At 74.3% G+C, this 23,508-nt stretch carries 21 protein-coding genes and 1 pseudogene; 2 read left to right on the forward strand and 20 right to left on the reverse strand.

Annotation, left to right across the window (positions count from 1 at the left end; all coding sequences use genetic code 11):
- Positions 1-116: pseudogene (locus ACH4K1_RS26080) on the reverse strand (electron transfer flavoprotein subunit beta); the annotation flags it as partial.
- Between the two features lie 153 nt (positions 117-269).
- Here ACH4K1_RS26080 and ACH4K1_RS26085 point away from each other — a divergent pair.
- Together ACH4K1_RS26085 and ACH4K1_RS26090 are read left to right on the forward strand one after the other, a co-directional pair.
- Positions 270-959 (forward strand): TetR family transcriptional regulator, encoded by a 690-nt coding sequence (locus ACH4K1_RS26085; protein WP_398092111.1) that lies wholly within the window; start codon positions 270-272, stop codon positions 957-959.
- Between the two features lie 126 nt (positions 960-1,085).
- Positions 1,086-1,454, forward strand: coding sequence for a Zn-ribbon domain-containing OB-fold protein (locus tag ACH4K1_RS26090; protein WP_228989408.1), 369 nt, complete (start codon positions 1,086-1,088; stop codon positions 1,452-1,454).
- Positions 1,455-1,511: 57 nt separating this feature from the next.
- Here ACH4K1_RS26090 and ACH4K1_RS26095 read toward each other — a convergent pair whose 3' ends face one another.
- The 19 genes from ACH4K1_RS26095 to ACH4K1_RS26185 all read right to left on the reverse strand — a co-directional run bounded on the left by ACH4K1_RS26095 (position 1,512) and on the right by ACH4K1_RS26185 (position 23,445).
- Positions 1,512-2,207, reverse strand: coding sequence for a type 1 glutamine amidotransferase domain-containing protein (locus ACH4K1_RS26095; RefSeq protein WP_398091972.1), 696 nt, complete (start codon positions 2,205-2,207; stop codon positions 1,512-1,514).
- A gap of 184 nt (positions 2,208-2,391) precedes the next feature.
- Positions 2,392-3,435, reverse strand: a complete 1,044-nt coding sequence (locus tag ACH4K1_RS26100) for an amidohydrolase family protein (protein WP_398091974.1) — start codon at positions 3,433-3,435, stop codon at positions 2,392-2,394.
- 75 nt (positions 3,436-3,510) lie between these two features.
- Positions 3,511-4,020 carry a GbsR/MarR family transcriptional regulator gene (locus ACH4K1_RS26105; RefSeq protein ID WP_398091976.1) on the reverse strand — a complete coding sequence of 170 codons (510 nt, stop codon included), beginning with the start codon at positions 4,018-4,020 and terminating at the stop codon, positions 3,511-3,513.
- A complete protein-coding gene (locus ACH4K1_RS26110; protein WP_398091978.1) occupies positions 4,017-4,874 on the reverse strand; it encodes an alpha/beta fold hydrolase in 858 nt (285 codons plus the stop codon). The genes ACH4K1_RS26105 and ACH4K1_RS26110 overlap by 4 nt, the downstream gene beginning before the upstream one ends.
- A gap of 217 nt (positions 4,875-5,091) precedes the next feature.
- Complete coding sequence (locus ACH4K1_RS26115; RefSeq protein ID WP_398091979.1) at positions 5,092-5,985, reverse strand: enoyl-CoA hydratase/isomerase family protein; 894 nt, start codon at positions 5,983-5,985, stop codon at positions 5,092-5,094.
- Positions 5,982-7,649 (reverse strand): ATP-dependent acyl-CoA ligase, encoded by a 1,668-nt coding sequence (locus ACH4K1_RS26120; protein ID WP_398091980.1) that lies wholly within the window; start codon positions 7,647-7,649, stop codon positions 5,982-5,984. The genes ACH4K1_RS26115 and ACH4K1_RS26120 overlap by 4 nt, the downstream gene beginning before the upstream one ends.
- Positions 7,646-9,355 (reverse strand): CocE/NonD family hydrolase, encoded by a 1,710-nt coding sequence (locus tag ACH4K1_RS26125; RefSeq protein WP_398091981.1) that lies wholly within the window; start codon positions 9,353-9,355, stop codon positions 7,646-7,648. Before ACH4K1_RS26125 ends, ACH4K1_RS26120 begins: the two co-directional genes overlap by 4 nt.
- Positions 9,355-10,170, reverse strand: a complete 816-nt coding sequence (locus tag ACH4K1_RS26130; RefSeq protein WP_398091982.1) for an SDR family oxidoreductase — start codon at positions 10,168-10,170, stop codon at positions 9,355-9,357. The genes ACH4K1_RS26125 and ACH4K1_RS26130 overlap by 1 nt, the downstream gene beginning before the upstream one ends.
- A complete protein-coding gene (locus ACH4K1_RS26135) occupies positions 10,167-11,870 on the reverse strand; it encodes an SDR family NAD(P)-dependent oxidoreductase (RefSeq protein ID WP_398091983.1) in 1,704 nt (567 codons plus the stop codon). Before ACH4K1_RS26135 ends, ACH4K1_RS26130 begins: the two co-directional genes overlap by 4 nt.
- Positions 11,867-13,147 carry a beta-ketoacyl synthase gene (locus ACH4K1_RS26140; RefSeq protein ID WP_398091984.1) on the reverse strand — a complete coding sequence of 427 codons (1,281 nt, stop codon included), beginning with the start codon at positions 13,145-13,147 and terminating at the stop codon, positions 11,867-11,869. The genes ACH4K1_RS26135 and ACH4K1_RS26140 overlap by 4 nt, the downstream gene beginning before the upstream one ends.
- A complete protein-coding gene (locus tag ACH4K1_RS26145) occupies positions 13,137-14,525 on the reverse strand; it encodes a beta-ketoacyl synthase N-terminal-like domain-containing protein (RefSeq protein ID WP_398091985.1) in 1,389 nt (462 codons plus the stop codon). The genes ACH4K1_RS26140 and ACH4K1_RS26145 overlap by 11 nt, the downstream gene beginning before the upstream one ends.
- The gene (locus ACH4K1_RS26150; protein WP_228989109.1) at positions 14,522-15,346 is read right to left on the reverse strand and encodes an SDR family NAD(P)-dependent oxidoreductase; all 825 of its coding nucleotides are present in this window, start codon (positions 15,344-15,346) and stop codon (positions 14,522-14,524) included. The genes ACH4K1_RS26145 and ACH4K1_RS26150 overlap by 4 nt, the downstream gene beginning before the upstream one ends.
- Positions 15,343-16,230, reverse strand: a complete 888-nt coding sequence (locus ACH4K1_RS26155) for an SDR family NAD(P)-dependent oxidoreductase (protein WP_398091986.1) — start codon at positions 16,228-16,230, stop codon at positions 15,343-15,345. The genes ACH4K1_RS26150 and ACH4K1_RS26155 overlap by 4 nt, the downstream gene beginning before the upstream one ends.
- A gap of 16 nt (positions 16,231-16,246) precedes the next feature.
- Complete coding sequence (locus ACH4K1_RS26160) at positions 16,247-17,215, reverse strand: ketoacyl-ACP synthase III (protein WP_398091987.1); 969 nt, start codon at positions 17,213-17,215, stop codon at positions 16,247-16,249.
- 65 nt (positions 17,216-17,280) lie between these two features.
- Complete coding sequence (locus ACH4K1_RS26165; RefSeq protein ID WP_079190553.1) at positions 17,281-18,324, reverse strand: ketoacyl-ACP synthase III; 1,044 nt, start codon at positions 18,322-18,324, stop codon at positions 17,281-17,283.
- Entirely contained in the window at positions 18,321-20,108 is a 1,788-nt protein-coding gene (locus ACH4K1_RS26170) for a CoA-transferase (RefSeq protein ID WP_398091988.1), read from the reverse strand. The genes ACH4K1_RS26165 and ACH4K1_RS26170 overlap by 4 nt, the downstream gene beginning before the upstream one ends.
- On the reverse strand, positions 20,105-21,397 hold the full coding sequence (locus tag ACH4K1_RS26175; RefSeq protein ID WP_398091989.1) for a beta-ketoacyl-[acyl-carrier-protein] synthase family protein: 1,293 nt from the start codon (positions 21,395-21,397) through the stop codon (positions 20,105-20,107). Before ACH4K1_RS26175 ends, ACH4K1_RS26170 begins: the two co-directional genes overlap by 4 nt.
- 212 nt (positions 21,398-21,609) lie before the next feature.
- Positions 21,610-22,416 carry an ABC transporter permease gene (locus ACH4K1_RS26180; protein WP_398091990.1) on the reverse strand — a complete coding sequence of 269 codons (807 nt, stop codon included), beginning with the start codon at positions 22,414-22,416 and terminating at the stop codon, positions 21,610-21,612.
- A gap of 72 nt (positions 22,417-22,488) precedes the next feature.
- On the reverse strand, positions 22,489-23,445 hold the full coding sequence (locus ACH4K1_RS26185) for an ABC transporter ATP-binding protein (RefSeq protein WP_398091991.1): 957 nt from the start codon (positions 23,443-23,445) through the stop codon (positions 22,489-22,491).
- Positions 23,446-23,508: the final 63 nt, after the last annotated feature.

A 23,508-nucleotide genomic window follows, 5' to 3' on the forward strand; every position in this document is an offset into this window, starting at 1 on the left:
AACTCCGAGAGCAGACCATCGACATCCTCACGGTCCACCGTCAGATCATCGGCGAAACGCCGGTCACCGGACGCGTCGGGCACGTACTTCACACAAACAACGATCCTCAAGCTCACGCCGGCTCTCCTGCCTACCTGGGTGTCACGGGTACTGGTGGAGAGATTATGGCACTCAGTACCCTCTGTAAAGGTACCCAGTGCCAAAAACGGTCTTCCGGTGTTACGTTTCGCCGCATGAGCGAGGCGCGAGGACCCGAGAAGAAGCCACCCATGCGGGAGGTGCTGGCACAGGCGGCCTTCCAGCTCTTCGTGGAGCGGGGCTTCGAGCGGACGACGGTGGACGACATCGTGGCGCGGGCCGGGGTGGGCCGTCGTTCGTTCTTCCGGTACTTCCCCTCGAAGGAGGACGTGGTCTTCCCGGACCACGAGCGCTGCCTCGCCGAGATGACCGCGTTCCTGGCCGCCGTGGACGACGGCGACCCGGTCGGCGCGGTGTGCGACGCGGCGCGCATCGTGCTGCGGATGTACGCGGACAACCCCGAGTTCTCCGTCCGGCGCTACCGGCTCACCCGGGAGGTGCCGGGGCTGCGGACGTACGAACTGTCGGTGGTGCGCCGGTACGAGCAGACCCTCGCCGGCCATCTGCGGAGCCGGTTCGGCGAGGACGGCGACGGGGGGCTGCGCGCGGAGCTGATCGCGGCGTCGGTGGTCGCCGCGCACAACAACGGGCTGCGCCTGTGGCTGCGTTCGGGCGGGGAGGGCGACCCGGAGGCGGCGGTCGACCGGGCGCTCGCCCTGGTGCGCGAGGTCTGGGGCAGGCCCGCCCCCACCCCGGCCGCCCCCTTTCCCCTCTCCGGCGCCGGGGGCCCGGAGGGCGAGGTGATCGTGATGGTCGCGCAGAAGGGCACCCCGATGTGGCGGGTCGTGCAGCAGATCGAGGCCGCCGTCGGCGAGAACTGAGTACCAATAGGCACTCAGTGCCTTTACGGTCCGGCACTGGGTGCCATATGGTGCGGACGCGCCGGCCGTGCGGGTACGGCGCGTTCCGAGTCGAGCGCAGGGGGTCGAGCCATGTCCCAGACAGGAATGGGCACCGTCCGGAAGGCGCACGAGGAGAGCGGTCTCTCCTACCACCGCTGCCGCTGGTGCGGCACCGCCTCCTTCCGGCGGTTGCTGTGCCCGGTGTGCGCGTCGAGCGATCTGGAGCCCGAACGCACCACCGGACACGGCGTGGTCGTCCGGACCGCCGTGGTCCACCGCTACACCGACGAGGCGCGCAACGAGTCCCTGGTGCGCTTCCCCGAGGGGTTCGTCTTCCGCTGCCGGGTCGTCGGCGCCGCTCCGCACCTGGTGACGGTCGGCGCGCGCGTGCGGCCCGTCTCCGGGGAGGAGCCGGAGAACGGCGCGGTCGTGCTGGAACTCTGCGAGCCCCCCGCCCGTCGGGACTGGCTCTGAGGAGCCCGGCCGACCCGGGCCCCGGGTCGGCCGGCCCGGGTCCGCCGGGGCGTCCGTTCAGCTCAGCCGGCTGAGGATTTCTTCCGCCAACGGGGCTGACGACTCCGGGTTCTGACCGGTGATCAGGTTGCGGTCGGTGATGATGAACGGGGCCCAGGGCTCGCCCTCCTGGAAGTCCGCGCCCAGCCCCACCAGCCGGTCCTGGAGCAGCCACTTCGCCCGGTCCGCGAAGCCCGCCTGGGCCTCCTCGGCGTTGGTGAAGCCGGTGAGCCGGTACCCGGCGAACGCGTTGACGCCGTCCGGGCCGGTCGCGGCCAGCAGGGCCGCCGGTCCGTGGCAGACCACCCCGAGCGGCTTGCCCGACGCCAGGGTCTCGGCGAGCAGCCGCCCCGAGGCCGGGTCCACCGCGAGGTCCTCCATCGGGCCGTGGCCGCCGGGGTAGAAGACGGCGTCGTACGCGTCGAGGTCCACGTCCTCCAGGGCGATCGGCCGTCGCAGCTCCTCGAACGCCTCCAGTCCGGCCGCCACCGCGTCGGCGCCCTCCTGGCCGCCGTTGGCGTCGGGCGCCAGGCTGCCGCGGTCCACGGTCGGGACGACTCCGCCCGGGGTGGCGACGACCACCTCGTGTCCGGCACCGGTGAACGCCCGGTACGGGGCCACCGCCTCCTCGGCCCAGAAGCCGGTGGGGTGGGCGGAGCCGTCCGCCAGGGTCCAGTGGTCCGCGCCGGACACCACGAAAAGGATCTTTGCCATGTCGTACATCTCCGTTGGTCGGGGTGGCTGACCAGGCCGACGGTAGGCCCGGTCCGGCCAGGATCGGCGCTTCGCCCGCCCGTGCCGGGAAGTGGCTCCCGACGCGTCGGCGGCGCTCGGCCGTCCGGCGGATCGCCTGCCCCGGGAGGCCGCTGCGAACCCTCCGGACCATCCCCGGCGCGGCTCAGCCCCGGAGCGCCCCGGCCGAGCGGGCGACCAGCGCCTCCGCGTTGCCCGCGAGCCAGGCGGTGACCACCTCCTGGGGCAGCGACAGCTCGGACACCTCGTCCGCCAGCGGACCGGTCGGCCCCGGGTTGACCCAGGTCGACGTGCCGAACAGGACCCGGTCGCGGGCGGGCCCCCGGGCGTGGTGGAGCAGCGGCTCCCACCCCGAGCCGGGCCGGGACATGTGCCGGGGGCGGTGCGAGGAGAACTCCAGGTAGACCCCGGGGTGCCGGGCGGCGGTGAGCAGGGTCTCCCGCACGTCGGGCCAGCCCGCGTGCCCGGCGACGAGCAGCAGCTCGCGGTGGCGGGCCGCCAGCGCCTCGACCGTACGCCAGCTGCCCAGGCCGCTGGGGTGGCTCCGGGCGAAGTGGTGGCCGGTGTGCAGCCAGACCGGCAGCCGCGCGGACGCCGCCGCGTCCCAGACCGGGGCGAACCGCGGGTCGGCCGGGTCGGTGCCGTCGAGGAAGGGGATCACGCACAGCCCGGTCGCCCCCGCCGCCAGCGAACTCTCCACCTCCCGCAGCGCGGCGGCCGGGTCGCGCAGGGAGACCCCGGCCCACACCTGGACCCGGTCGCGGACGTCCCGGACGGTCTCCAGAAGCCACGCGTTGACGGTCCGGCCGTCCGGCAGCCGCTCCGCCGAGCCCATGGCGAACTCCGCCACCACCCCCTGCCGCCGCCGGTCCGCGAGGTGCGCGGCCAGGTCGAAGGGCGGCCGGCCGGGCGGCAGGAGCACGTCCACCGCGTCCTGCCAGCGGACGGCCAGGGCCTGGCGGTACGCGGCGTGCGCGGCCCCGAAGTAGCGGCAGAACGAGGCGGAGAAGACGTCCAGGTACTCGGGGGCGTTCTCGCCCAGCCGGTTGAGGTACGCCCGCCAGCCCGCGTCGTCGTACACGAGGGAGCAGGCGTCCACGACCGGCGGGCGGGCCGGGGCGGCAGGCGTCGCCGCGGCGGCCTCCGCCGCTGTTCCGTTGCTCGGCGCGAGGCCGTACGACACGTTCACGATCGCTCCGTCGGAGTCGGGAGTCGGAAAGCCGGAGTGGGGGGAAGGATCGGTGGGGACGGTGCGGAGGGCGGGTCAGGAGGCGGCGGCGCGGCGGGCCTCCCAGTCGGCCACCAGCGCCTCGGTCTGCTCCACGTAGCCGCTGAACAGCCCGGCCAGCGACGCCAGCCGCTCCCGTGCCTCGCCGCGCGCCACCGGGACGCCCGCGTTCAGCGTCTCGGTGAACTTGCGCATGTGGGCGTTGTTCACCAGCAGCAGGTGCTGGAGGTCGCCCACCGCCTCGTAGTCGATCCGCCTGCTGCCGGGCCGGGTGGAGCGGCGCACCAGCGTCCACGCCTCCAGCTGGCGGGCGGCCACGCTCAGTCCGCTCTTGGCCTGGCCGAGCTCACGGGTCATGGTGTCGAGGTCCACCGGCTTGTTGCGCAGCAGGAGGTAGCCGAAGAGGCGGCCGGTGGCCTGGGGGAGCCCCCAGCGTTCCATCAGCGAACCCATCGCGCTGATGAAGGACGCCTCCGCGTCGCTGAACCCCCCGGCGCCGGTCGGCGGAAGGGGGCCCGCGTCGGGTGTGTTGCCGTCGTCGGTCATGGTCTCCTCGAAGTCTCAGCCTTCAGGAAGGCGACGGTCAGCCGGTTGACCTCGTCGGGACGGTCCAGGTTGGCGACGTGCCCGGCGCCGGGGATCACATGGAACTCGCTGTGGGGGTCGCGTTCGCTCCACCGCTCCATCGCCGAGCGGATGTTACCCGTGCCGTCGTGTTCGCCGCAGATCAGAAGCTCGGGCTTCTCCACGCGATAACCGGGGGAGGGGTCGATCGCCCGGGTCATCCCGTCCCAGGTGGTGAGGAAGGCGCGCCGCCCGTTGGCGGCGAACGCCTCCCGCAGGTACTCCCGGGCCCCGGCCTCCTCGGCCGACGCCGCCGCCATCGACCGGGTCAGCCGGCGGTAGGGGACCAGCCGCATGAGGACGCGGGAAAGGGTGAGGCCGCGCCGCTCGCGCCGGGTGACGGGCAGGGTGCTGGACGTGGAGCCGATCACCACGAGCGCGGAGACCTCGTCGGGCCGGCGGCGCAGGAACTCCTGGGAGACGTTGCCGCCCATCGACTGGCCCAGCAGCGCCAGCGGCCGGTCCATCCCGGCCGCGTCCAGCACCGCCGCCAGATCGTCCGCCGCGTAGGCCGTACGGAACCTGCCGGTGCCGGAGACGGACGCCCCGTGGTAGCGCACGTCCCAGCGCAAGGTGTGGAAACCCGCCTCCACCAGGGCGGGGATCTGGGGATCGAACATGCGGTGGTCGGCCCCCGCGCCGTGGGTGAGGGCGACGCCCGGACCGTCCGCCGGACCGGCCGTCCAGTAGTGCAGCCGGGCGCCGGAGACCTCGGTGCTGTGCGCCGTCTCCACGACCCGGGATCCGGCGACGGTCCGGTTCTCGGGGCGGGTCATCGTGCCGGCTCCCCGTCGTGGCCCCCGGCGCCCGCGGGTCTGGACCGGGGCCCGTACGCGGGTGCGGGCAGAGGCGGGGGAGGAGGCGGCGAGGCCGCCGGGCGGGGGTGCCGCAGCGCTTCGTTCATCGGAATCAGAATACTCTCTCCGTCGCGGCCGCAAAGGCGGACGGCCCCGCCGGGCCCGTCGGCGGCCCCGGCGCGGGCCCCTCCGCCCGTCAGTCGCCGGTGAAGCGGGGCGGGCGCTTCTCCGCGAAGGCGGCCATCCCCTCGCGGGCGTCGGCCACCGTGGCGTGCGTCTTCAGGTGGTACGCGTCCTGGAGGCGCAGCCCGTACTCGGCGGGCTGCCCCCAGCTCCGCTCCCGCAGCTCCTTGAACAACCCCACCGAGGCGGTCGGCAGCGCGGCGAACCTGCCTGCCAGTTCCGCCAGTTCGCGGTCGAAATCCTCCGGGGCGCAGAGCCGGTCGAACAGCCCCAGCCGCACCGCCTCGTCCCCCGCGACCATCCGCCCGGTGAGGTAGATCTCCGTCGCCCGCGCCGGACCGGTCAGCCGGGACATCAGCACCACGTTCCCCACATGGCCGACCCCCGCCAGGCAACTGCCGATCGAGGCACGGGTGTCCGCCAGCCGGAAGTCGGCGGCGCAGGCGATCTCCGCCCCCGCGCCCGCCGCCGCACCGGTCAGCCCCACGATCACCGGCTTCGGCAGATGCAGGATCGCCTCGCAGACCCGGAGGTAGTGCGCGTCCGAGGTGACCGGGTCGAAGGGGGTGTCCACCCGGTCGCCCAGCCGCCACCGCCGGACGCTCTCCACGTCGTCGCCCGCGCAGAACGCCCCGCCGTTCCCGGTGATCACGACCGTACGGACCCGGCGGTCGTCGCCCGCGCACATCAGGCCGAGCAGCAGGTGGCGGGAGAGCGTCAGGTCGAGGCTGTTGCGGCGGCGCGGCCGGTCCAGCGTCAGCGTGGCGACCCCGCCCGCGAGCGAGGCCCGCAGCGGTACGTCCTCCTTGCCGTCCACCCGGTCCGCGAAGTCCGCGAACGACTCGGTCGCCGCCCCCGCCCACTCGGCGGCGAACTCCTGGCCCGCTTCGGGCATTTCCCGGCTCATACGATCCTCTCCCTGCGGACGCGGACCCCGGCGGCCTCGCGGTCCCAGCTCCCCGCCGCCACGCCCTCGGCGCGCAGCGTGTGCTTGGTCGGCTTTCCGGTGGGGGTCTTGGGCAGTTCGGGCAGCACCCGGATGTAGCGCGGCAGCATGAAGTGGGCCAGCCGCTCCCGGAGGAACTCCAGCAGCGCCGCCGGGTCGACCGGGTCCGCCGGATCGCGGCCCGCCACCACCAGCAGCACCTCGTCCTCGCCCTCGTCGCCGGGGACCGCCACCGCCGCCGCCTCCAGCACCCCCGGATGGGCCACCGCCTGCGCCTCCACCTCGAAGGAGGAGATGTTCTCGCCGCGCCGCCGGATCGCGTCCTTCTTGCGGTCCACGAAGACCAGCCCGCCGTCCGCCGCGCGCCGGAAGGTGTCCCCGGTGTGGAACCAGCCATTGCGCCAGGCGGCGGCCGTCTCGGCGGGGCGGCCGAGGTAACCGCTGAGGAACGACCACGGCCGGTCGGCGCGCAGCACCAGTTCGCCCGCCTCGCCCACCGGCACCTCGCGGTCGTGGTCGTCGACCACCCGGGCGGCGATGCCCGGCCGGGGGTGCCCGCAGTGCATCGGGACGCCCGGGTGGTGGTCCGGTCCGGAGAGCACCGGGCACGCGACCTCGGTCATGTTGAACAGTGCGCGCACGGAGACGCCGAAACGCTTGGAGAACTCCGCGGCCCCCTCGGTGAACGGGATGACGTAGGCCGCCCGCAGCGGATGCCCGGTGTCCTGCGGCAGCGGCGGCTGTTTGAGCAGATAGGTCGCCATCACGCCGAGCAGCGTGCACAGGGTCGTCCCGGTGCGGCGGATCAGCGGCCAGAACTCACCGGTGGTGAAGGCGGGCACGACCGTCACCGATCCGCCGTACACCAGCATCCCGTACGCCCCGATCGTGCCACCCGCGTGGAACAAGGGGAGTTGGAGCAGGTAACGGTCGTCCGGGCCGGCCATGCCGTGGAAGGCGGCGGTGCAACTGCTGTACAGGTGCGCGTAGGAGGAGACGACCCCCTTCGAGGGGCCGGTCGTCCCGGAGGTGTAGATCACCGTCTGCGGATCCCACGGCTGCGGCGCGGGCACCGGCTCGGTGAACTCCCCCCGGTCCGAACGCAGTCCGGTCTCCACCCGGTAGTACGCGGAGAGCCGGCCGGCGAGCGCCGCCACCTCGTCCGGCGCGTCCTCGGGGCCCGGCAGCAGCACCACCGTGCGCACCGCCCCGGCCCGCTCGCCCCCCTCCTCCAACCGGGCCGCCAGCGCCGGCCGGCAGACCAGCACCTCGGCCCCGCTGTCGGCGACCACCTGGCGCAGGATCGCCCCCCGGTAGGCGATGTTCAGCGGCACCAGGACCGCGCCCGCCAGGTTGGCCCCGTACCAGACGCGCAGCGCGTCCGGCCCGTTGGGCAGCCAGCTCAGCACCAGCTCGCCCGGGGCGACGCCCAGCGCCTGGAGGGCCGCGGCCGTCTCCTCGGTCTCCCGGAGGGTCCGCGCGTACGTCCAGGTCCCGCCGTCCGGCATCAGCGCGTACGGAGCCGTCGGCGCGGCGGCGGCGCGGCGGCGCAGCAGCGGGCCCAGCACGCACTGCTCGGCGGTGGGCACCTCGGCGGAGCCCGGGTCGAGTATCTCCTCGCTCACGCCGTCCCCCCGGCGCCCGGGGCCGGCAGCACCCGCAGCCGCAGCACACTCTCGTACGGGCCGCCGTACCAGACCGTCTGCCGCGCCGGCCGGCAGTGCTCCGCCGTGCCGACCGGGCCCGGGACGTTCGGATGGCGGTCCAGGTGCGGGAAGTTGCTGCTGGTCACGTGGAGGCGCAGCCGGTGCCCGGGGGCGAAGCGCCACGCGGTGTCCCCGAGCAGCAGGTCGGCGTCGTACGGCTCCTCCGGCGGGGCGCCGTCCTCGGTCTCCAGCCGGAGACTGGCCTCGGCCACCAGCAGCGAACGCCCGTCCGGGTGTACGTCGGTGAGCTTGGCGACGACGGCGGTGGCGGGCGCGTCCGAGCCGAAGCGCAGCCGCAGCCGCTGTCGGCCGACGACGTCCAGCGGTTCGGTGAGCGGCTCGGAGGTGTAGAGCAGCACGTCCGGCCTGGCCTCCAGGTGCGCCTGGTCGAGCGGGCCCGCCACCAGCCGGCCCAGCTGGAGCACCCGTCCGCCGTGCGAAGGGACCGGGTTCTCCGGGTCGTAGGTGAACGCGTCCTGCCCGAAGCCCTCCCGGGGCGGTTCGGGCAGCAGCCGGCCGTCCTCCTCGCCGCCCTCGGGGCCCGCCAGGTACCAGGAGGCGTCCACGGCCTCGGGCGGGGGCCAGCTCTCGGCGCGGTGCCAGGCGTCGTCGCCGAAGAGGAAGTACCGGACGTCCCCGCCCGCCGCCTCCCCGGCGTTCTCCGCACCCGGACGCAGATGGCGGTCGAAGAAGTCCAGATGGAGATCGGCCAGCCGCGCGCCCTGCGCCGAACCGTACGGGCCCGTGTTCACCTCCCCCTGGACCTGAGGGAGTTGCCCGGAGTGCACCCAGGGCCCGACGACCAGCTCGTGCCGCCCGGCCGCCGGGTCCAGGGAGCGCATCGCGCGGTGCAGCTCGATCGTGCCGTGGGAGAACACGTCGTACCAGCCGCCCACCGAGAACGTGGGCACCCCGACCTCGCCGAGACGGTAGTCGGCCACCGTCGCCACCTTCCCGGCGAAGATGTCCCGCAGCCGGCCGGGGAACCCCTCGAAGTCGAGGATCGTCGACAACGGCCAGCGCCGCAGCGGCGCTTCGGGTTCGGTGAGCAACTGCACGACCTCGGCGACGACCGCCCCCTCCACCGGATCGCCCGCCGCCGCCCGGCGCTGCACCCACTCCAGCGCCGTCAGACCGAGCCAGCTCGTGAGGTGGTCCAGCCGCAGGCATCCGCCCAACTGCTCGGCGTCGAACGGCGCGGAGGTGGACATGGCGGGCGCGATGGCCCGCAGGTGCGGAGGCTTCTCCATGGCGGCCAGCCACTGCACGATCGCCTGGTACGAGGTGCCCGCCATGGCCACGTTCCCGTCGCACCACGGCTGCCCGGCGGTCCACTCGACGGTGTCGTACCCGTCCGGGCCCTCCCGCGACCAGTCCAGCGGGGCCCACTCGCCCTCCGAACCGAACCGGCCCCGGGTGTCCTGCACGACCGCCGCGTACCCCCGGTCCACGCACTGGGCCGGGGTCAACGTGGCGAGGCCCAGCTGGGACTTGCCGTACGGCGTGCGGAAGAGGACGGCGGGCGAGGGCGGCCCTTCGGCGGGACGCCACACATCGGCCCGCAACACCGTTCCGTCGCGCATCTCCACCGGCACGTCGTGCTCGACGAGAGTGGTCCTGCCCATCAGCGGTTCTCCTCAACGGTCCGTCCGGCGCCCTCGGCGCGGGAGCGGTTCAGATGGCGGGTCATGGCGTCACCGGCGGCGGCCCGGCTCGCGGAGGGCTCGACGCGGACCAGCGGGCCGACGCTCATCCGGGCCGGCCGGTCCAGCAGCCAGGCGACGGTGTCCGCGATGTCCTCCGCGTCCAGCACCTCCTCCTCGGGAACCCCGAGGTCGGCGGGGCGGGCCGCCAGCCGGGTGGAGACCCAGCCGGGCGCGACGGTCACCGCGCGGACGCCGTGATCGCGGTTCTCCTCGTGGATCAGCTCGGTGAGCCGGTGCACGGCGTGCTTGCTCACGCCGTAGCCGCCGCTGCCCGGCACCACCTCCGAGCCCACGCCCGAGCCGATGTTCACGACCCAGCCGTAACCGCGCTCCCGCATCCCGGGCAGCACCTCGCGGGCCAGCAGGAACGGCACGGTGAGGTTCACCCGCAGCTGCCGTTCCCAGTGCCGCTCCTCGGTCTCGTGGACGGCGGCCAGCCGGATCGCGCCCGCGCTGCACACCAGCAGCCCGACCGGCCCCAGCGCGGCGGCGGCCGCCGCGACCGCGTCGGCGGGGGCGCCCGGCTCGGCCAGGTCCAGGGCGAGCGGCAGCGCGGCGCCCCCGGCCTCGCGGATCGACTCCGCCACCTCCTTCAGCTCGGCCTCCCGTCGCCCGACCAGCGCCACGGCACTGCCGCGCGCGGCCAGGCGGCGGGCGACGGCGGCCCCGATGCCGGAAGACGCCCCGGCGACGAGGGCGGCCGGGGGGACGCCCGGCCCTCCCGCGGCGCTCACCGGCCCTCCCCGTGAGCCTGGTCCGATGCGGATGCCGACGCCGACGCCGGGGCGGACGGCGCCGACTCCGGGTAGCCCGGCCGGAGCGGGGCCACGTCCCCGAGGCCGAAGCCGCCGTCCACGCGCAGCACCGCGCCGGTCACCCGGGCGGCCGAGCCGCTCAGCAGATGGCCGAGGACCGCCGCCACCTCGCGGGGGTCGCCGACCCGCCCGGCCGGAATCCGGCTGATCCAGCCGCGCCGGTGCTCGGGGCCCGCCGCGTCGCCCATCGGCGTCTCGATGATGCCGGGGGCCACGCAGTTGGCGCGGATGCCGTGGCGGGCCACCGAGACCGCGAGGCAGCGGATGTACTGCGCCATCGCCGCCTTGCTCGCCCCGTAGTACTCCAGCCCCGCGACCGGGCTGAGCGTGGAGCTGACCGAGGAGACCCCGACCACCGCCCCGGGCGTCTTCTCGTCCCGCCAGCGGGCCGCCAGGTACTCGGTGACGGCGACGAAGCTGTGCAGGTTCACCGCGAACGTCCGGGCGGCGGACGCCGCGTCGCCGCCGACCGCGCTGAACCCCAGGTGCCCGGCCGCGTACAGCAGGGAGGTGACCCCGTCGGCCGCCTTCCAGGCGCGTTCGCCGAGCGAGGCCGCGTCCTCGGGGTCGGAGAGGTCGCAGCGCAGCGTCCACGCCTGGCGGCCCGCCGCCTCGATCCCGGCGGCGACCTCCTCCAGCGCCCCGGTCCGGCGCGCGGCCAGCACCACGTCCGCGCCGCGTTCCGCCAGATGGAGGGCGGCGGCCCGCCCGATACCGCTGCTGGCCCCCGCCACCAGGACCGTGTGGCCCAGGAGGTCCCGGCCGGTGACCGGTACCGGCCGCTCGGCCGGGGCGCTCCGACGCGGCGCGGGCACGGCGGTCGGCGGTCCGGCGGGCAGCGACGGGATCTGGCCGAGCCCCGCACCCCCGTCGGCCGGCAGGGTCTCCCCGACCAGGTAGGAGCACCCCTTGGAGACCAGGAAGCCCACGGCGGCGGCGGCGTCGGCGGCCGTGGTGGCCCGGCGCTGCACGAGGTAGCGCAGCAGCCCGGCCTCGGCCACGGGGGAGAGGCGGTGGCCCAGCTCGGGGGAGTAGCCGGTGACCACGGTGTTGCCGACGACGCCGTGCCCGGCGACCTCGGTGACCAGGTGCTGCCACCAGGCCCGGTCGGCGGCGAGCCGGGCGTGCCGGTCGGGGTCGGTGCCGGCGTGCGTCCCGCCCGTCACGTCGGTCACCAGGACCAGGCGGCCCCGGCCCGCCGCCGCCATCGCCAGCGCGGCGGCCCGGATCCGCGCCCGCTCCAGGCCGGGCGAGCGCTCCGCGCCGAACGCCTCCTCGCCCAGCAGCAGCGCGCAGTAGGCGGCCGGAGCGGAGCCGGGAGCGACGCCGCGCCCGGCGCCCGGCGCCACACTGGCCTCGGAAGCCTCGGAAGCCTCGGAAGCCTCGGAAGCCTCGGAAGCCCTGGCGGCCCCCGGCCCCCCGGCGGCCCCGGAGACCTCGGCGGCCTCGGCGGCCTCGGGGGCCAGGCCGAGGGCGGTGAGCGCGTCGGCGAGGGCGTCGGCCGCCCTGCCCGGCGCTCCGGCGGCGTCGACGACCACGCGGGTGCTGACCGGCGTCCGCAGCGGGTCCTCCGCCTCGGGCGTCCCCGGCCGCGTCGCCGTGTCGTGTACGTGGGTCATGGCAAGTCGCCGCCTTCGTATTCGATGACCATGCTGGTGGCGTCGCCGCCCGCCCCGGAGGCGAGCACCAGCGCGCTGTCGCCCCCGGTCGCCAGGCCCCCCGCGAGCACCGGGTCGCCGGGCAGGGCCGCGTACGGCTTCAGGGTGTTGGCGCTGGGCGCGATCCGCCCGTGGCGCAGCATGAGGAGGCTGCCGAGGAGTTTGACCAGGCCGCCGGTCCCGGCGACGTGCCCGAAGACCGCCTCCTGGTTGGTCAGCCGCAGTTCGCCGCCGTACCCGGCCGCCTCCCGCACCCCGGCCAGCGCCTGGCACAGGTGGTCCTCGACGAACCTGTTGCCGTCCGCGTAGTCGTTGACGAACGCGAGGTCGCTCAGCCCGCGCCCGGCCGACGCCAGGGTGGCCAGCACATCGCCCACCACGTTGGCGGGCGGCCCGGTCGCGACGGTGGAGGGGCCGTTGGAGCGGGAGGTACGCAGATGGGTCCGGTGCAGCAGCCCCGGGCGGTCCCCGGTCGCCGCCGGGTCCTCCAGGACCACGGCGAGCGCGCCCTCCCCGGTGGCGTTGCCGGTCTGGACCTCGTCGTGCGGCCGGACGTCGGCGGGGTCGCCGGAGAGCGAGGAGGCGCGGTAGCCGCTGCGCCCGGTGTGGCTGGTGCCGGCGACGAAGACCGGGTCCACGGTGGTGTCCACGCCGACGACGACCGCCCGGTCGATGTCCCCGCACCGGAACATCTGCTGGACCAGGTGGAGCGTTCGCAGCGCCACGTTGCAGGAGCCCGCCACGCTCAGCGTCTGGCACGGCAGCCGGAGCCCGGAGGCCACGGTGCCGATCACGCTGGGCGGGGTGCCGTTGAGCCAGTACTCCATGCCGAGGGCGGCGACCCCCTCCTCCCGGACCAGCCGGTAGTAGCGTTCGGTCTCCGGGAAGGCGAACTGGAGCGAGCAGGCGACCAGTGCGGTGCGTTCCGGATCGAGGTCGGCGGCGCTCAGCCCCGCCTGTTCCAGGGCACGGTGCACCGCACCGGTGGCCATCAGCCCGGCGCGCGAGGAGCGGCGGATCTGCCGCTCCGACAGCGGGAGTTCGGCCTCCGCGTCCCACCCTTGGACCGTTCCGGCTATCCGGAGGGGAAGCTCGGGATGGGTGAACGGGGAGAGGCAGCTCGTCCCGTCCCGCACCACCCGCCAGAAGGTGTCCAGGTCGGTGCAGGCCCGGCCGTCCGGTCCCGGGAGCACGAACCCGGCGCCGGAGAGCCGCAGCAGCGGCAGCTCAGCAGGCATCGCCACCTCCCAGCAGCAGCGCGCTGTTGACCCCGCCCACCTGGTAGTTGAAGCTCAGCGCCCGGTCGAACTCCAGGGCGCGCGTCTTCGTCCCGGGCACCGGGTCGAACGAGCAGACCGGCGACGGGGCCGCGCAGTTGGCGGTGGGGCAGACCTCGCCCTCGCGCATCATCGTCAGCGTCAGCGCCGCACCCAGGTTGCCCAGCGGGGCGCCGCTGTGCCCGAAGCACGCCTCCTGTGAACTCACCAGCACCTGGCCGGACTTCTCGCCCCACAGGGAACGGACGGCGTTGGACTCGATGCGGGTGAACAGCGCGTCGCCCTCGCCGCCCCCGTTGACGTACGGGATGCGTCCCAGCGAGGTGTGGTCGCCCAGCGCGCGGCGGGCCGCCTCGGCCAGCCCCGTACCGCCGGTGTCGATGGCGACCGCGCTGCTCAGCCCGGAGCGGGTGGTGGCCTGGCCGAGGACCGCCCCGTGGGAGCGGGCGCCGCGCGCGGCGGCGTGTTCGCGGCTCTCCAGGACCAGGGTCACCGAGCCGTCGCCGTAGTTCATGCAGTCGCCCGCCGCGTCGTACGGGCGCATCGGCCGGTCGTGGCGGGGCGCGGCCGGCGGGTCGTCGTTGTGCCGCACGGTGACGGCCTCACGCTCGACGACCTCCCGCAACCGGTGGCCGTGCAGCACCCGTTCGGTGTCGAAACGGTCCACCCCGGTGACGACGACGAGGTCGCTCTGGCCGGAGGCGATCATCGTGCGGGCGATGCCGAGCAGCACCGAGGAGGAGGCGCAGCCGCAGCTCACCGTGTAGTTGGCGCCGGTCGAGCCGAGCAACGCCGCCTGGACCGGTCCGACATCGCTCGACGTGCCCGCCACCAGCAGCCGTACGAACAGGGACTTGGCGTCCCTGGGGCTGATCGTCGCCGGGTCCGCGTCGTGCCAGGCGCGGTAGCTGTCGTAGTTGCTGTCCACCCCCGCACGGGCGGTCAGCACGTCCGCGCCCCGCAACGCGCCCGCCGCGTGGTCGAGTCCCGCGTCCCGGCACGCCTCGACCAGCGAGACCAGGCCGTAGAGGTGGACGTCGGCATAGCTGCGCAGGTAGCGGGACGGGATGTCGGGCAGCAGCTCCGCGAACGCCTCCCGGGCCCCGCGCACGGTGCCGTGGTGGAAACCGTCGCGTTCGACGTGGCTGGCACCGGTGGACGCGGTCGCCCAGACCTGAGCGGCCGTGCGCACGGGTTCGTCGCCCGCGCCGGGCAGGCAGAAGCCCATGCCGGTGACCAGCGCGTCCCGGGGCCCGGGGGCCCAGGGGCGGGCCGCCGGGGCGAGCAGCCGTTCGGGCGACGGGAGCCCGTCCCGCTCCTGGCCGTACTCCTCGCTCACAGAGCCCCCGCGTCCACGTTGACGGCCTGCCCGGTCATCCCGCCGGAGAGGTCGGAGAGCAGGAACAGCACCTGGGCCGCGATCTCCTCGGGGCGCACCAGGCGGCGCAGGATGGTGCTGTTGACCGCCCGCTTGAGATACCGGTCCCACGTCAGGTCCGGCGGCCCGTGGTGCTTGGCGATGGCGGCCATGAACGGGTCGCCGTACCGTTCGCCGTCCGTGGCGGCCGGGCTGTCGGTGAGCCCGGGGCAGACCGCGTTGACCCGCACGCCGAAGGCGCCCAGCTCGGAGGCGAGCGCCTGCGTCATGCCGTTGAGCCCGAACTTCGAGGCGCAGTAGGAGGTGTTGGCGGGAAGACCGCGCTTCCCGGCGATGGAGGAGACCATCACGATGTTGCCCTCGCGGCGCTCCATCATCCCCGGCACGATCGCCCGCGCCACCCGGAAGGCCCCCAGCAGGTTGATGTCGAGGGTGGCCATCCACTGGTCCTCGTCCTGGTCGCACAGGAACGCCTGGTCGCGAGCGGCGCCCGCGCAGTGCACCAGCCGGTCGATCGGGCCGAGCCGCTCCTCGGCCTCCCGGACGGCGGCGCGCACGCTGGCGGCGTCGGTGAGGTCGCCGGGGACCGCCACCGCCCGCCCGCCGTCCGCCTCGATCCGCTCGGCGAGCAGCCGCAGCTCCTTCTCGCTGCGTGCCATGAGCGCCACGCGGGAGCCGTGGGCGGCGAGCATCGTCGCCAGGACGGCGCCGATGCCGCTGCTGGCGCCGGTCAGGAAGGTGGTCCTGCCCTGGAGCAGGGTGGGTGCGAAGCCGCTGGTCATGCTGTGTTCTCCGCTTTCTCGGGGAGGTCCGCCGTCGCGGCCGTCGTACGTGTTCCGGGGGTCCGGCCGGCCGGGGGCAGGACGCGGGCGGGCAGTCCCCCCGCGTCGACCTCCAGCACCGTGCCGGTCACCGAGGGGTTGTCGGCGGCGAAGGCGACCGCCTCCGCCACGTCCTTCTCGTCGCACCAGCGGCGCAGCGGGACATGGCGTCGCAGGTCGGCCATGTAGGCCGCGTGCCGCTCGCTCGCCGCCGAACGGCGGCGCAGCGCCTCACCGTCGACGACCCCGGGGGCCACCGCGCTGACCCGGATGCCGTACTCGCCCAGCTCGGTCGCCCAGGTCCGGGTCAGCGCCTCCACCCCGGACTTGGCCGCGCAGTACGCCGACTGCCCGTACGCGCCCTTGCGGACGGTGGAGGAGATGTTGACGATGGCGCCGGGCGTACCGGCGGCCAGCATCGCCTGCGCGGCGTGCCGGCCGACCAGGAAGGTGCCGGTGAGCAGGGACGTCACCACGCGCTCGAAGTCCTCCAGCGGATGCGGGGAGAGCAGGGGCGGCCCGTCGGGCCGTTCCCTCACGCTCACCAGGCGGCGGGAGAAGTTGTTGCCCGCGTTGTTGACGCACAGGCCGAGCGGCGGGGCGTCCTCGGCCAGCCGCTCGAAGAGGTCGCCCACCGACCGCTCGTCGGTGACGTCCGCCCGCACGGCGTGCAGGGCGATCCCGTCGTCGGCCGCCGTCTTCACGGCGGCGTCCAGGCGCTCCGGGTCGCGTCCGCAGATCACGGTGTGCCAGCCGGCGGAGGCGAGATGGCGGGCGATGGCCGAGCCGAGGCCCCGGCTGCCGCCGGTGACCAGCGCCGCGCCGCGCACACCGTTCTGCGTCATGGGGATTGACGGCTCGTCAGACACGGAAGAGCAGCCCCCCGTAGTACCAGCCGGATCCCACCGTGGGGGTGTAGCAGAGGTCGCCGGACTTCAACCGGCCGTCGCGCGCCATCTCGGAGAGCACGATCGGCACCGAGGCGCTGCCGGTGTTCGCCCGCGTCTCGTAATTGGTGATGAACCGCTCCTCGGGGATGGAGAGGCGCTCCCGTACGGCGGTGTGCAGTTGGCCCGTTCCGGGGTGCGGCACCACCCAGTCGATCTCGTCCATCTTCGTGCCCGAACGGGCCAGCATCCGGGCGGCCAGGTCGGCGTGCGAGTCGGCCGCGATGGAGACCAGCTCCCGGCTGCTCTTGATCCACCCGTTGGGCGGGTACACCGTCACCGTCTCCCGGCCGGAACCGTCGCTGATCAGCAGTGAGTCCCACAGCCCCGCGCCCGGCTCCGCGCCGCGCGAGAGTACGGCCGCCCCGGCCGCGTCGCCCACGATCAGCTCGCCCTTGCTGCCGGGCCGCACCCGGCGCGAGAACCGCTCGCTGGAGACGACGAGCGCGTGCCGCCAGTCGGCGTGCGTGCCGAAGTACGCCGCCGCCGTCTGGACCCCGTGCACGAACCCCGTACAGGCGCCGCACACGTCGAAGGCCAACGCCCGGTCCGCACCCAGCAGATGGGCGGTGTGCGGGGCCCACTCGGGAACGAACTGGCGGTCCGTCCAGTTGCTGAAGACCACCAGGTCCACCTGGTCCGGCGTGACGCCGGCCTGCTCCAGCGCCGCGCGGGCGGCGCGCACCCCCATGTACGCGGGGGTCTCCTCCTCGTCCGCCACATGGCGGCTGCGGACGTCGAGCCGTCCGATGACGGCCTCGTCCACGGCGTTGCCCGCCGGGTCCTCGGCGCTCTCGTTCTCGACCAGGAGGCGTGGGTAGTAGTGCCCGAAGCCGGACAGGCGCAGTCCGCTCTCGCGCCACAGGGAGGTCTCGTCGTGCATCTCTCGTCTTCCCGTACTGTGCGGTGGTGCCGGGGGGCGCCCGGCGGAGGGGGGAGCGTCCGGGCTCACGGGATGCGCAGGAGCATCGCGCCCCAGCTGAAGCCGCGCCCGATGCCGATCGTCGCGACGAGGTCGCCGGAGCGGATCTTCCCCGAGCGCAGGTTCTCCGAGAGGCAGCTCGGGATGGAGACGCTGGAGGTGTTGCCGCGCTCCTGGATGTTGGTCAGCAGCTTCTCGCGCGGGATCTCCAGCGTCCGGCACACCTGGTTGATCATGTTCAGGTTGCCCTGGTGCGGCACGAACCAGTCGATGTCGTCCACCGTCAGGCCGTTGCGCTCCAGGATCTCCCGGCCCACGTGGGAGAGCAGCTTCGGGCCGACCGCGCCGACCTCCCGGCCGCGCATCAGCATCTTGTCGTTCTCGTCGATGTCGAAGGCGTCGAAGTACGAGCCGTCCGCGTGCAGCGCCACGTCCAGCAGTCCGTGCTCCGCGGTGTCGGCCGACCAGACGGCCGCCGCGGCCCCCGCCCCGAACAGCGCCGAGTAGCGGTAGTCGAAGTTCAGGATGGGGCGCGGGTTCTCCGCGCAGACGACCAGCGCGTTGCGCATGCCGAGCGCCGGGAGCATCGCGGCGGCCGTCGCGGTGCCGTACATGAAGCCGGCGCAGGCCACCGAGGTGACGTCGAAGCAGGTGGCGTGGCGCAGCCCCACCTGCTTCTGGAGCGGCAGCGAGATGTCCATGTAGTTGTTGGTGGCGCTGGAGGGGTTGGTGCGCGGCCGGGTCGTCGAGGTCGTGCCGATGACCAGGTCGATGTCGTCCGGGCCCAGGCCGGCGGCGCTCAACGCGTCGTCCACCGCCTTGGCCGCCATCTCCACGGCGCGCTCCTTCTCGTCGGCCGGCCAGTGGCGGCTGACGATCCCGGTGTTCTCGCGGATCCAGGCGTCGTCGATGCCCAGCGCGTCGAGCTGCTCGAAGTGGGCGTTGGTGATCGGCTCGCCGGGGAAGTAGTGGCCGATCCCGGCGAGCCGCACCGGGGCGATCGCGGTGGGCGGCAGGGGCCGGAGGTGGGCCGTCGCCGGGTCGGGGACGGTCTCGGCGGTGGTGGTCATCGGTAGAAGCCTTCCGGGTCCATGGTGCGCAGGAGCGAGAGTTCTTCGGTGGTGACGGCCTTCTCCTCGGTCAGGAACGCGCCGACCCCGGTGGAGCCGTCGGGGAAGTCCCAGCCGGTGAGGTCCCGGACCGCCGCCTCGGGCCCGTCGGGGAGGTCCGCCTCCGTGCGGCCCCGGCCGGGCACGGGCGGCAGCCAGCTCGTCAGTTCGAAGGCGGCGCCGGCCCCCGTACGGGTGAAGCGCCCGAACTGGCTGACCACGTCGCGGACCCGCAGGCCCGGACTGGTCAGGTGGGTCAGCCGGGGGACGTAGCGGCGGGGCGAAGCGACCGCGATCACCACGCACTCCACCGACGAGGCGATGTCGTTGGCCCCGCCGGAGCCGGTGATCCACCGGCCGTCCGGCAGCAGCGTCGTGTTGATGTTGGCGTCCGGGTCGATCTCCGCCGCCGACAGCACGCCCAGGCAGCGCGGGTTGGCGGCGACCGCGCCGCCCAGCGTCTCCGCGACCCCGGCCAGCATCTGCGAGCGCTCCGCGTGCCGCTGGCTGAAGAGGAAGACGTCGCCGGGCTCGGGGTCCATCGACTGCAGGCCCAGCTCGGCGGCCACCTGCACCTGGACGCCGTCGTCGGCCAGCAGCCGGGCCGCCAGCCACGCCGACATGTGCGAGGTGCCGATCCCGGCGAGCAGCGTGTCGTAGCCGCGCTCCCGCACCAGGTCCGCGACCGCGCGGGCGCCGAGCACGATCAGCTGCTCCTGCTCGGTGGGCGCGGCGGACGCGTCCACCGGTGCGGGGGTCCTCCCCGCGGCGGCCGGGCCGCCCGGGGGAGCGGGGAAGACCAGCTCGGTACGGCGCGTCCCGCCCAGCTTCTCCAGGTACGCGGCGTGGTCCGGCACCCCGCCGACCCACTCCTCGTACCAGGCGGCGGCGGTCTCCGGGGTCTTGCAGGCGGCCACGATGTCGGTGAGGAACGCGTAGTCGTCCAGGTAGCCGTCGACCCCGGCGAGCCCGCCCGTACGCAGCGACTGCGGGTGGGCGCCGAGCGGGGCCTCGCACAGGCCGAGGACGCGGGCGGCGGGGATCACCACCCGGTCGGGCATGGCCGCGATCACCTCGTCGTCGACGATCGCCTCGACGGAGGCGAGGACGCCGTCGGTCGCGGCGTACGCGGCCCAGGGGCCCTCGCCCAGCGGGGGGCAGGCCACGACGTTGCCCCGGCGGTCGGCGACGACGCCGTGGAAGAGGGTGAGGCGCGGGCGCAGCGGGCTGAGCAGGGTGACCGTGCGCTCCGGGTCCTCGGGGTGCGGCACCAGGTGGAGGATGCCCTCCTTGCCGTGCCGCAGGTCGGTCTCGGCGAGCATCGAACCGGTGGTGGCGAAGGGCTGGCCGAGCGCCCCGGCCATCAGCCGCTGGGTGTAGCTCAGCAGCGACCACATCTCCATCTCGAACGGCCTGCCCTCGGCCAGTTCGCGGTAGAGGCGGTTGGGCCGCGGCGAGGGGTAGGTGTCGCCGACGAAACCGGTGATCACCTTGCGTACGGCCCCGGAGAGGGCCAGCGCGTGCGCGCTGGAGTGCACGGCGGTGGTGCTCACGGTCAGGCTGCGGCTCCCGGCGAAGGTCCGGCAGACCGCGTTCAGCAGGGCGTTGGGCCGCGACATCGTCGCCGCCGCGTGCACATGGTCGCCCTCGCGGACGAAGCGGCGGATCAGCTCGTCGGGACCGGCGGCCACGAAGGGGCCGGCGGGGCGGGCGGCGCCCAAGGGGCGTTCGGGCGTGGTGGTCATGCGTGCTCCAGGGCCATGACGGAGGTCTGCGAGCCGAAGGCGAAGGACAGCGAGACCGCGAGGTCGAACGCGGTGTCGCGCGGCCCTTCGGCGACGTGGTCGTGGTCGCACTCGGGGTCCGGCGTGCGGTGGTTGGCGGTCGGGGCCAGCCGCTGGTGGTGGAGCATCAGCGAGGTGGCGGCGACGTTGATGATTCCGGCCATGCCGAAGGTGTGGCCGTAAATCGGCTTGTTGGAGCCGTGCGGCGGCAGGTCCGCGTCGTCGTGGCGGGGCAGCAGCCGTCGCAGGGCACGGCTCTCGGCGAGGTCGTTGTACCGGGTGGCGGTGCCGTGGCCGCAGACGTAGCCGATCTCCTCCGGCTTGCGCCCGGCGTCGTCGAGCACCCCGGAGACGACCGAGGCGGTGACGTCCCCGACCAGGTCCATGCTGGTGGCGTGGTGGGCCTCGTTGAGGGCGCGGTGGCCCAGGACCCGTGCGTAGATCCGGGCGCCGCGCTCCCGGGCCGACGACTCGCGCTCCAGGCAGAGCGTCATCGCGCCCTCGCCCAGGGCGAACCCGCGCCGGTCGCGGTCGTAGGGGCGGACGGCGGTGGCGGGGTCGTCGCGCTCCGGCGAGAGCACCCCGTCCCCGAGGCCCAGGTAGCAGCGGGCGACCTCGGGGGTGATCGGGAACTCGTGCCCCCCGGCCAGCACCACGTCGGCGCTGCCCGAACGCAGTTCGCGCAGGGCGAGGCCGATCGCGTGGTGGCCGCCGACGCAGGCGCTGCTGACCGTGGTGACCAGGCCCTTCGCCCCTACGGCGATGGCGGCGAGGGTGGCCGGGCAGCCGGCGAGACCGCGGAACATGGCCGTCGCCTTGCCGGCGTACGGGTCCTGTTCCGGGCCCGCCGTGATGGTCTCGGCCCACCAGGACAGCGGGCCGCGGGAGGAGGACTGGATGATGCTCAGCCGCTCCGGGGCGATCTGACCGCGGGCGATCCCGGCGTCCGCGAGCGCGTCGCCGACGGCGGCCATCGTGGCCAGGATGTCGCGGTTGTACTTCGCGGCGTGCGCCGGAGCGAGGTCGGGCAGCCGGGCCGCCGTGTCGAACGCGCCGAGCTGCGCGGCGGCGTGGACCGGCAGCCCGGCGGCGGCGAACGCCGGCTTCTCCAGCCGGGTGACCTGTGACGTTCCGGTGGAGACATGGTCCCAGAAGGCATGGACATCGGGGGTGCCGGGCAGCACGCACCCGATGCCGGTCAGCACGACGGGATCGGAGGGGTCCGGGAGATGGGCTCGGCTGCTGTCCATGGACCGAAGCTAACTGCCCTTACACGAGCCTCGATATGGCCGTCAAGTACTCATACGTGCCCACTTTGATGACCGCCAGTACTCTGTTTTCGGCGGGGCCTCCCGCCTTCGTAGGGTAAGCACGTCCGTACGCACGGCAGCGGCCCGGCCCCTCCGCGAGAGGAGGGGCCGGGCCGCTTCGGCAGGGCGCGGGGGCGCCACGGGGGCGCGGTTCAGGCGTTCTTGACGTCCCGTCGGTCCACCGCGTACGTACCGGCGGCGACGACCACGGCGGAGAGGGCGGCCAGCAGCGCCACCCCGCCCCACGGAACCCCGTTGAGCAGTGGGTCGCCGCCCAGCGCCCACTCCCACGGCGAGACGTTCGACAGCGGCTCCAGGGCGTCGGACATCGGCGCGATGGCGTGCAGCAGGTATCCGACGACGAGGACGCCGGCCGCCACGCCGAGCGCGGGGCCCCGGCCGAAACCGAATCCGACGACGGCGTACGCGACCCCCGCGTGCAGCACGGCCAGCAGTCCGACCGTCAGCGTGACGGCGGCGACCCCGCCGCCGGAGACGTCCATGTCGAAGGAGACGACCGAGCCGTACACCGACAGCCAGACCAGGGCGCTGGTGACGGCCAGGCCGAAGACGACGCAGAGGAAGCGCACCAGGAAGACGGTGCGGCGGGCGACCGGCAGCGCCAGCAGCAGTTCGAGCCGCCCGGCCTCCTCGTCGCCGCCGGTCAGGGCGGCGGTCGCGGTCACGGCCATCAGGCCGAGGAGCAGCGGCAGCAGTACCGCGTACAGGTTGCCCTTGAGGTAGCCGCCGGCGGTGCTGATCTGGTCGATCCCGAACGCCGCGGCCATCTCCGGCGAGACGCCGGAGGCGAAGTCGTCCAGAGCGCCGGACTTCTCCATCGACGGCCAGGCGCCGACGACGGAGAGGGCGAGCAGGACCAGCGCGGCCGACCAGGCGATCAGGGTGCGCTTCTGGATCTGTACTCCGCGCCGGAAGATCTCCGAGCTGGGCGATGACATGTGTTTCCCTTCCGGCCGGCCCGGGGGTGCGGCCTTGGTGACGTGAGGACCCGTGGCGGTGGCGTCCGGCGGTTACCGCGCGGGGCCGACGGCCGGGGACGGCTCCTCGGCCGCTGCGCCCCGGCTGCCCGGCACGTCGTTCTGGTAGTACTCCAGGAACGCCTCCTCCAGGTCCGGTTCGGGCGCGGTGAGCGTGGTGATCCGGTGGCCCGCCAGGAGGGTCAGCAGCGGGTCGGGCGATCCGGCCCAGGCCAGCGAGACCTCCTGGCCGTCGGGGGTGCGCCGCTCCACGGCCGACGCCCCCTCCAGGGCGGCCAGCGCCGCGAGCGGGAGCTCCTCGCCCTCGGCGAAGGTGATGTGGAAGCGCTGTGCGGCCCGGCGGCGCAGCTCGTGGGTGGGGCCGGAGGCGGCGAGCCTGCCGCCCTGGACCACCGCGACCAGGTCGGCGACCCGCTCGACCTCGGAGAGGATGTGCGAGGAGAGCAGCACGCTCTGCCCGTTGTCCCGGGCCTCCTCGACGGCGCTGAGGAACACCTGCTGCATCAACGGGTCGAGCCCGTTGGTCGGTTCGTCCAGGATCAGCAGCTCCGGCTTGGCCATGAAGGCGCCGACCAGGCCGACCTTGCGGCGGTTGCCGGTGGAGAGCCCGCGCACCTTGCGCGACGGGTCGACGCCGAACCGCTGGACCAGCTCGTCCCGGTAGGCGGTGTCCGCCAGCCCCCGCAACCGCCCCCAGGACGCCAGAGTCTGACCGATCGTCAGTCGGTCGTCCAGCCGCAGTTCGCCCGGGAGGTAGCCGATGCGCCCGCGGACCTCGGGGTCGGTCGGATCCTGGCCGAACACCCGGACCCGGCCGGAGGTGGGCCGGGAGAGGCCCATGAGCATCCGGATCGTGGTGCTCTTGCCCGCCCCGTTGGGGCCCAGGTAGCCGTAGACCGCGCCCTGGGGGACCGTCAGGTTCAGCCGGCTCAACGCGGTGAAGTCACCGAACCTCTTGGTGACGTCCGTACATTCGATGAGAGGGGTCACGTCTCTTCTGCTCTCCTCTTGCGCCCACGGCTCGTGCGTCCACGGTCGGCCGGGGTCGTCCGG

The sequence above is a fragment of the Streptomyces sp. NPDC017448 genome, from assembly GCF_044330565.1.
Taxonomy (GTDB): Bacteria; Actinomycetota; Actinomycetes; order Streptomycetales; family Streptomycetaceae; genus Streptomyces.

Excerpts from the sequence above, each read along its gene's own strand:
- ACH4K1_RS26155 (WP_398091986.1), bottom strand. The coding sequence starts at position 16,230 with ATGACGCAGAACGGTGTGCGCGGCGCGGCGCTGGTCACCGGCGGCAGC.
- ACH4K1_RS26135 (WP_398091983.1), bottom strand. The coding sequence starts at position 11,870 with ATGACCCACGTACACGACACGGCGACGCGGCCGGGGACGCCCGAGGCG.
- ACH4K1_RS26170 (WP_398091988.1), bottom strand. The coding sequence starts at position 20,108 with ATGACCACCACGCCCGAACGCCCCTTGGGCGCCGCCCGCCCCGCCGGC.
- ACH4K1_RS26085 (WP_398092111.1), top strand. The coding sequence starts at position 270 with ATGCGGGAGGTGCTGGCACAGGCGGCCTTCCAGCTCTTCGTGGAGCGG.
- ACH4K1_RS26140 (WP_398091984.1), bottom strand. The coding sequence starts at position 13,147 with ATGCCTGCTGAGCTGCCGCTGCTGCGGCTCTCCGGCGCCGGGTTCGTG.
- ACH4K1_RS26165 (WP_079190553.1), bottom strand. The coding sequence starts at position 18,324 with ATGACCACCACCGCCGAGACCGTCCCCGACCCGGCGACGGCCCACCTC.
- ACH4K1_RS26180 (WP_398091990.1), bottom strand. The coding sequence starts at position 22,416 with ATGTCATCGCCCAGCTCGGAGATCTTCCGGCGCGGAGTACAGATCCAG.
- ACH4K1_RS26125 (WP_398091981.1), bottom strand. The coding sequence starts at position 9,355 with ATGGGCAGGACCACTCTCGTCGAGCACGACGTGCCGGTGGAGATGCGC.
- ACH4K1_RS26160 (WP_398091987.1), bottom strand. The coding sequence starts at position 17,215 with ATGCACGACGAGACCTCCCTGTGGCGCGAGAGCGGACTGCGCCTGTCC.
- ACH4K1_RS26095 (WP_398091972.1), bottom strand. The coding sequence starts at position 2,207 with ATGGCAAAGATCCTTTTCGTGGTGTCCGGCGCGGACCACTGGACCCTG.
- ACH4K1_RS26175 (WP_398091989.1), bottom strand. The coding sequence starts at position 21,397 with ATGGACAGCAGCCGAGCCCATCTCCCGGACCCCTCCGATCCCGTCGTG.
- ACH4K1_RS26105 (WP_398091976.1), bottom strand. The coding sequence starts at position 4,020 with ATGACCGACGACGGCAACACACCCGACGCGGGCCCCCTTCCGCCGACC.
- ACH4K1_RS26090 (WP_228989408.1), top strand. The coding sequence starts at position 1,086 with ATGGGCACCGTCCGGAAGGCGCACGAGGAGAGCGGTCTCTCCTACCAC.
- ACH4K1_RS26110 (WP_398091978.1), bottom strand. The coding sequence starts at position 4,874 with ATGACCCGCCCCGAGAACCGGACCGTCGCCGGATCCCGGGTCGTGGAG.
- ACH4K1_RS26150 (WP_228989109.1), bottom strand. The coding sequence starts at position 15,346 with ATGACCAGCGGCTTCGCACCCACCCTGCTCCAGGGCAGGACCACCTTC.
- ACH4K1_RS26115 (WP_398091979.1), bottom strand. The coding sequence starts at position 5,985 with ATGAGCCGGGAAATGCCCGAAGCGGGCCAGGAGTTCGCCGCCGAGTGG.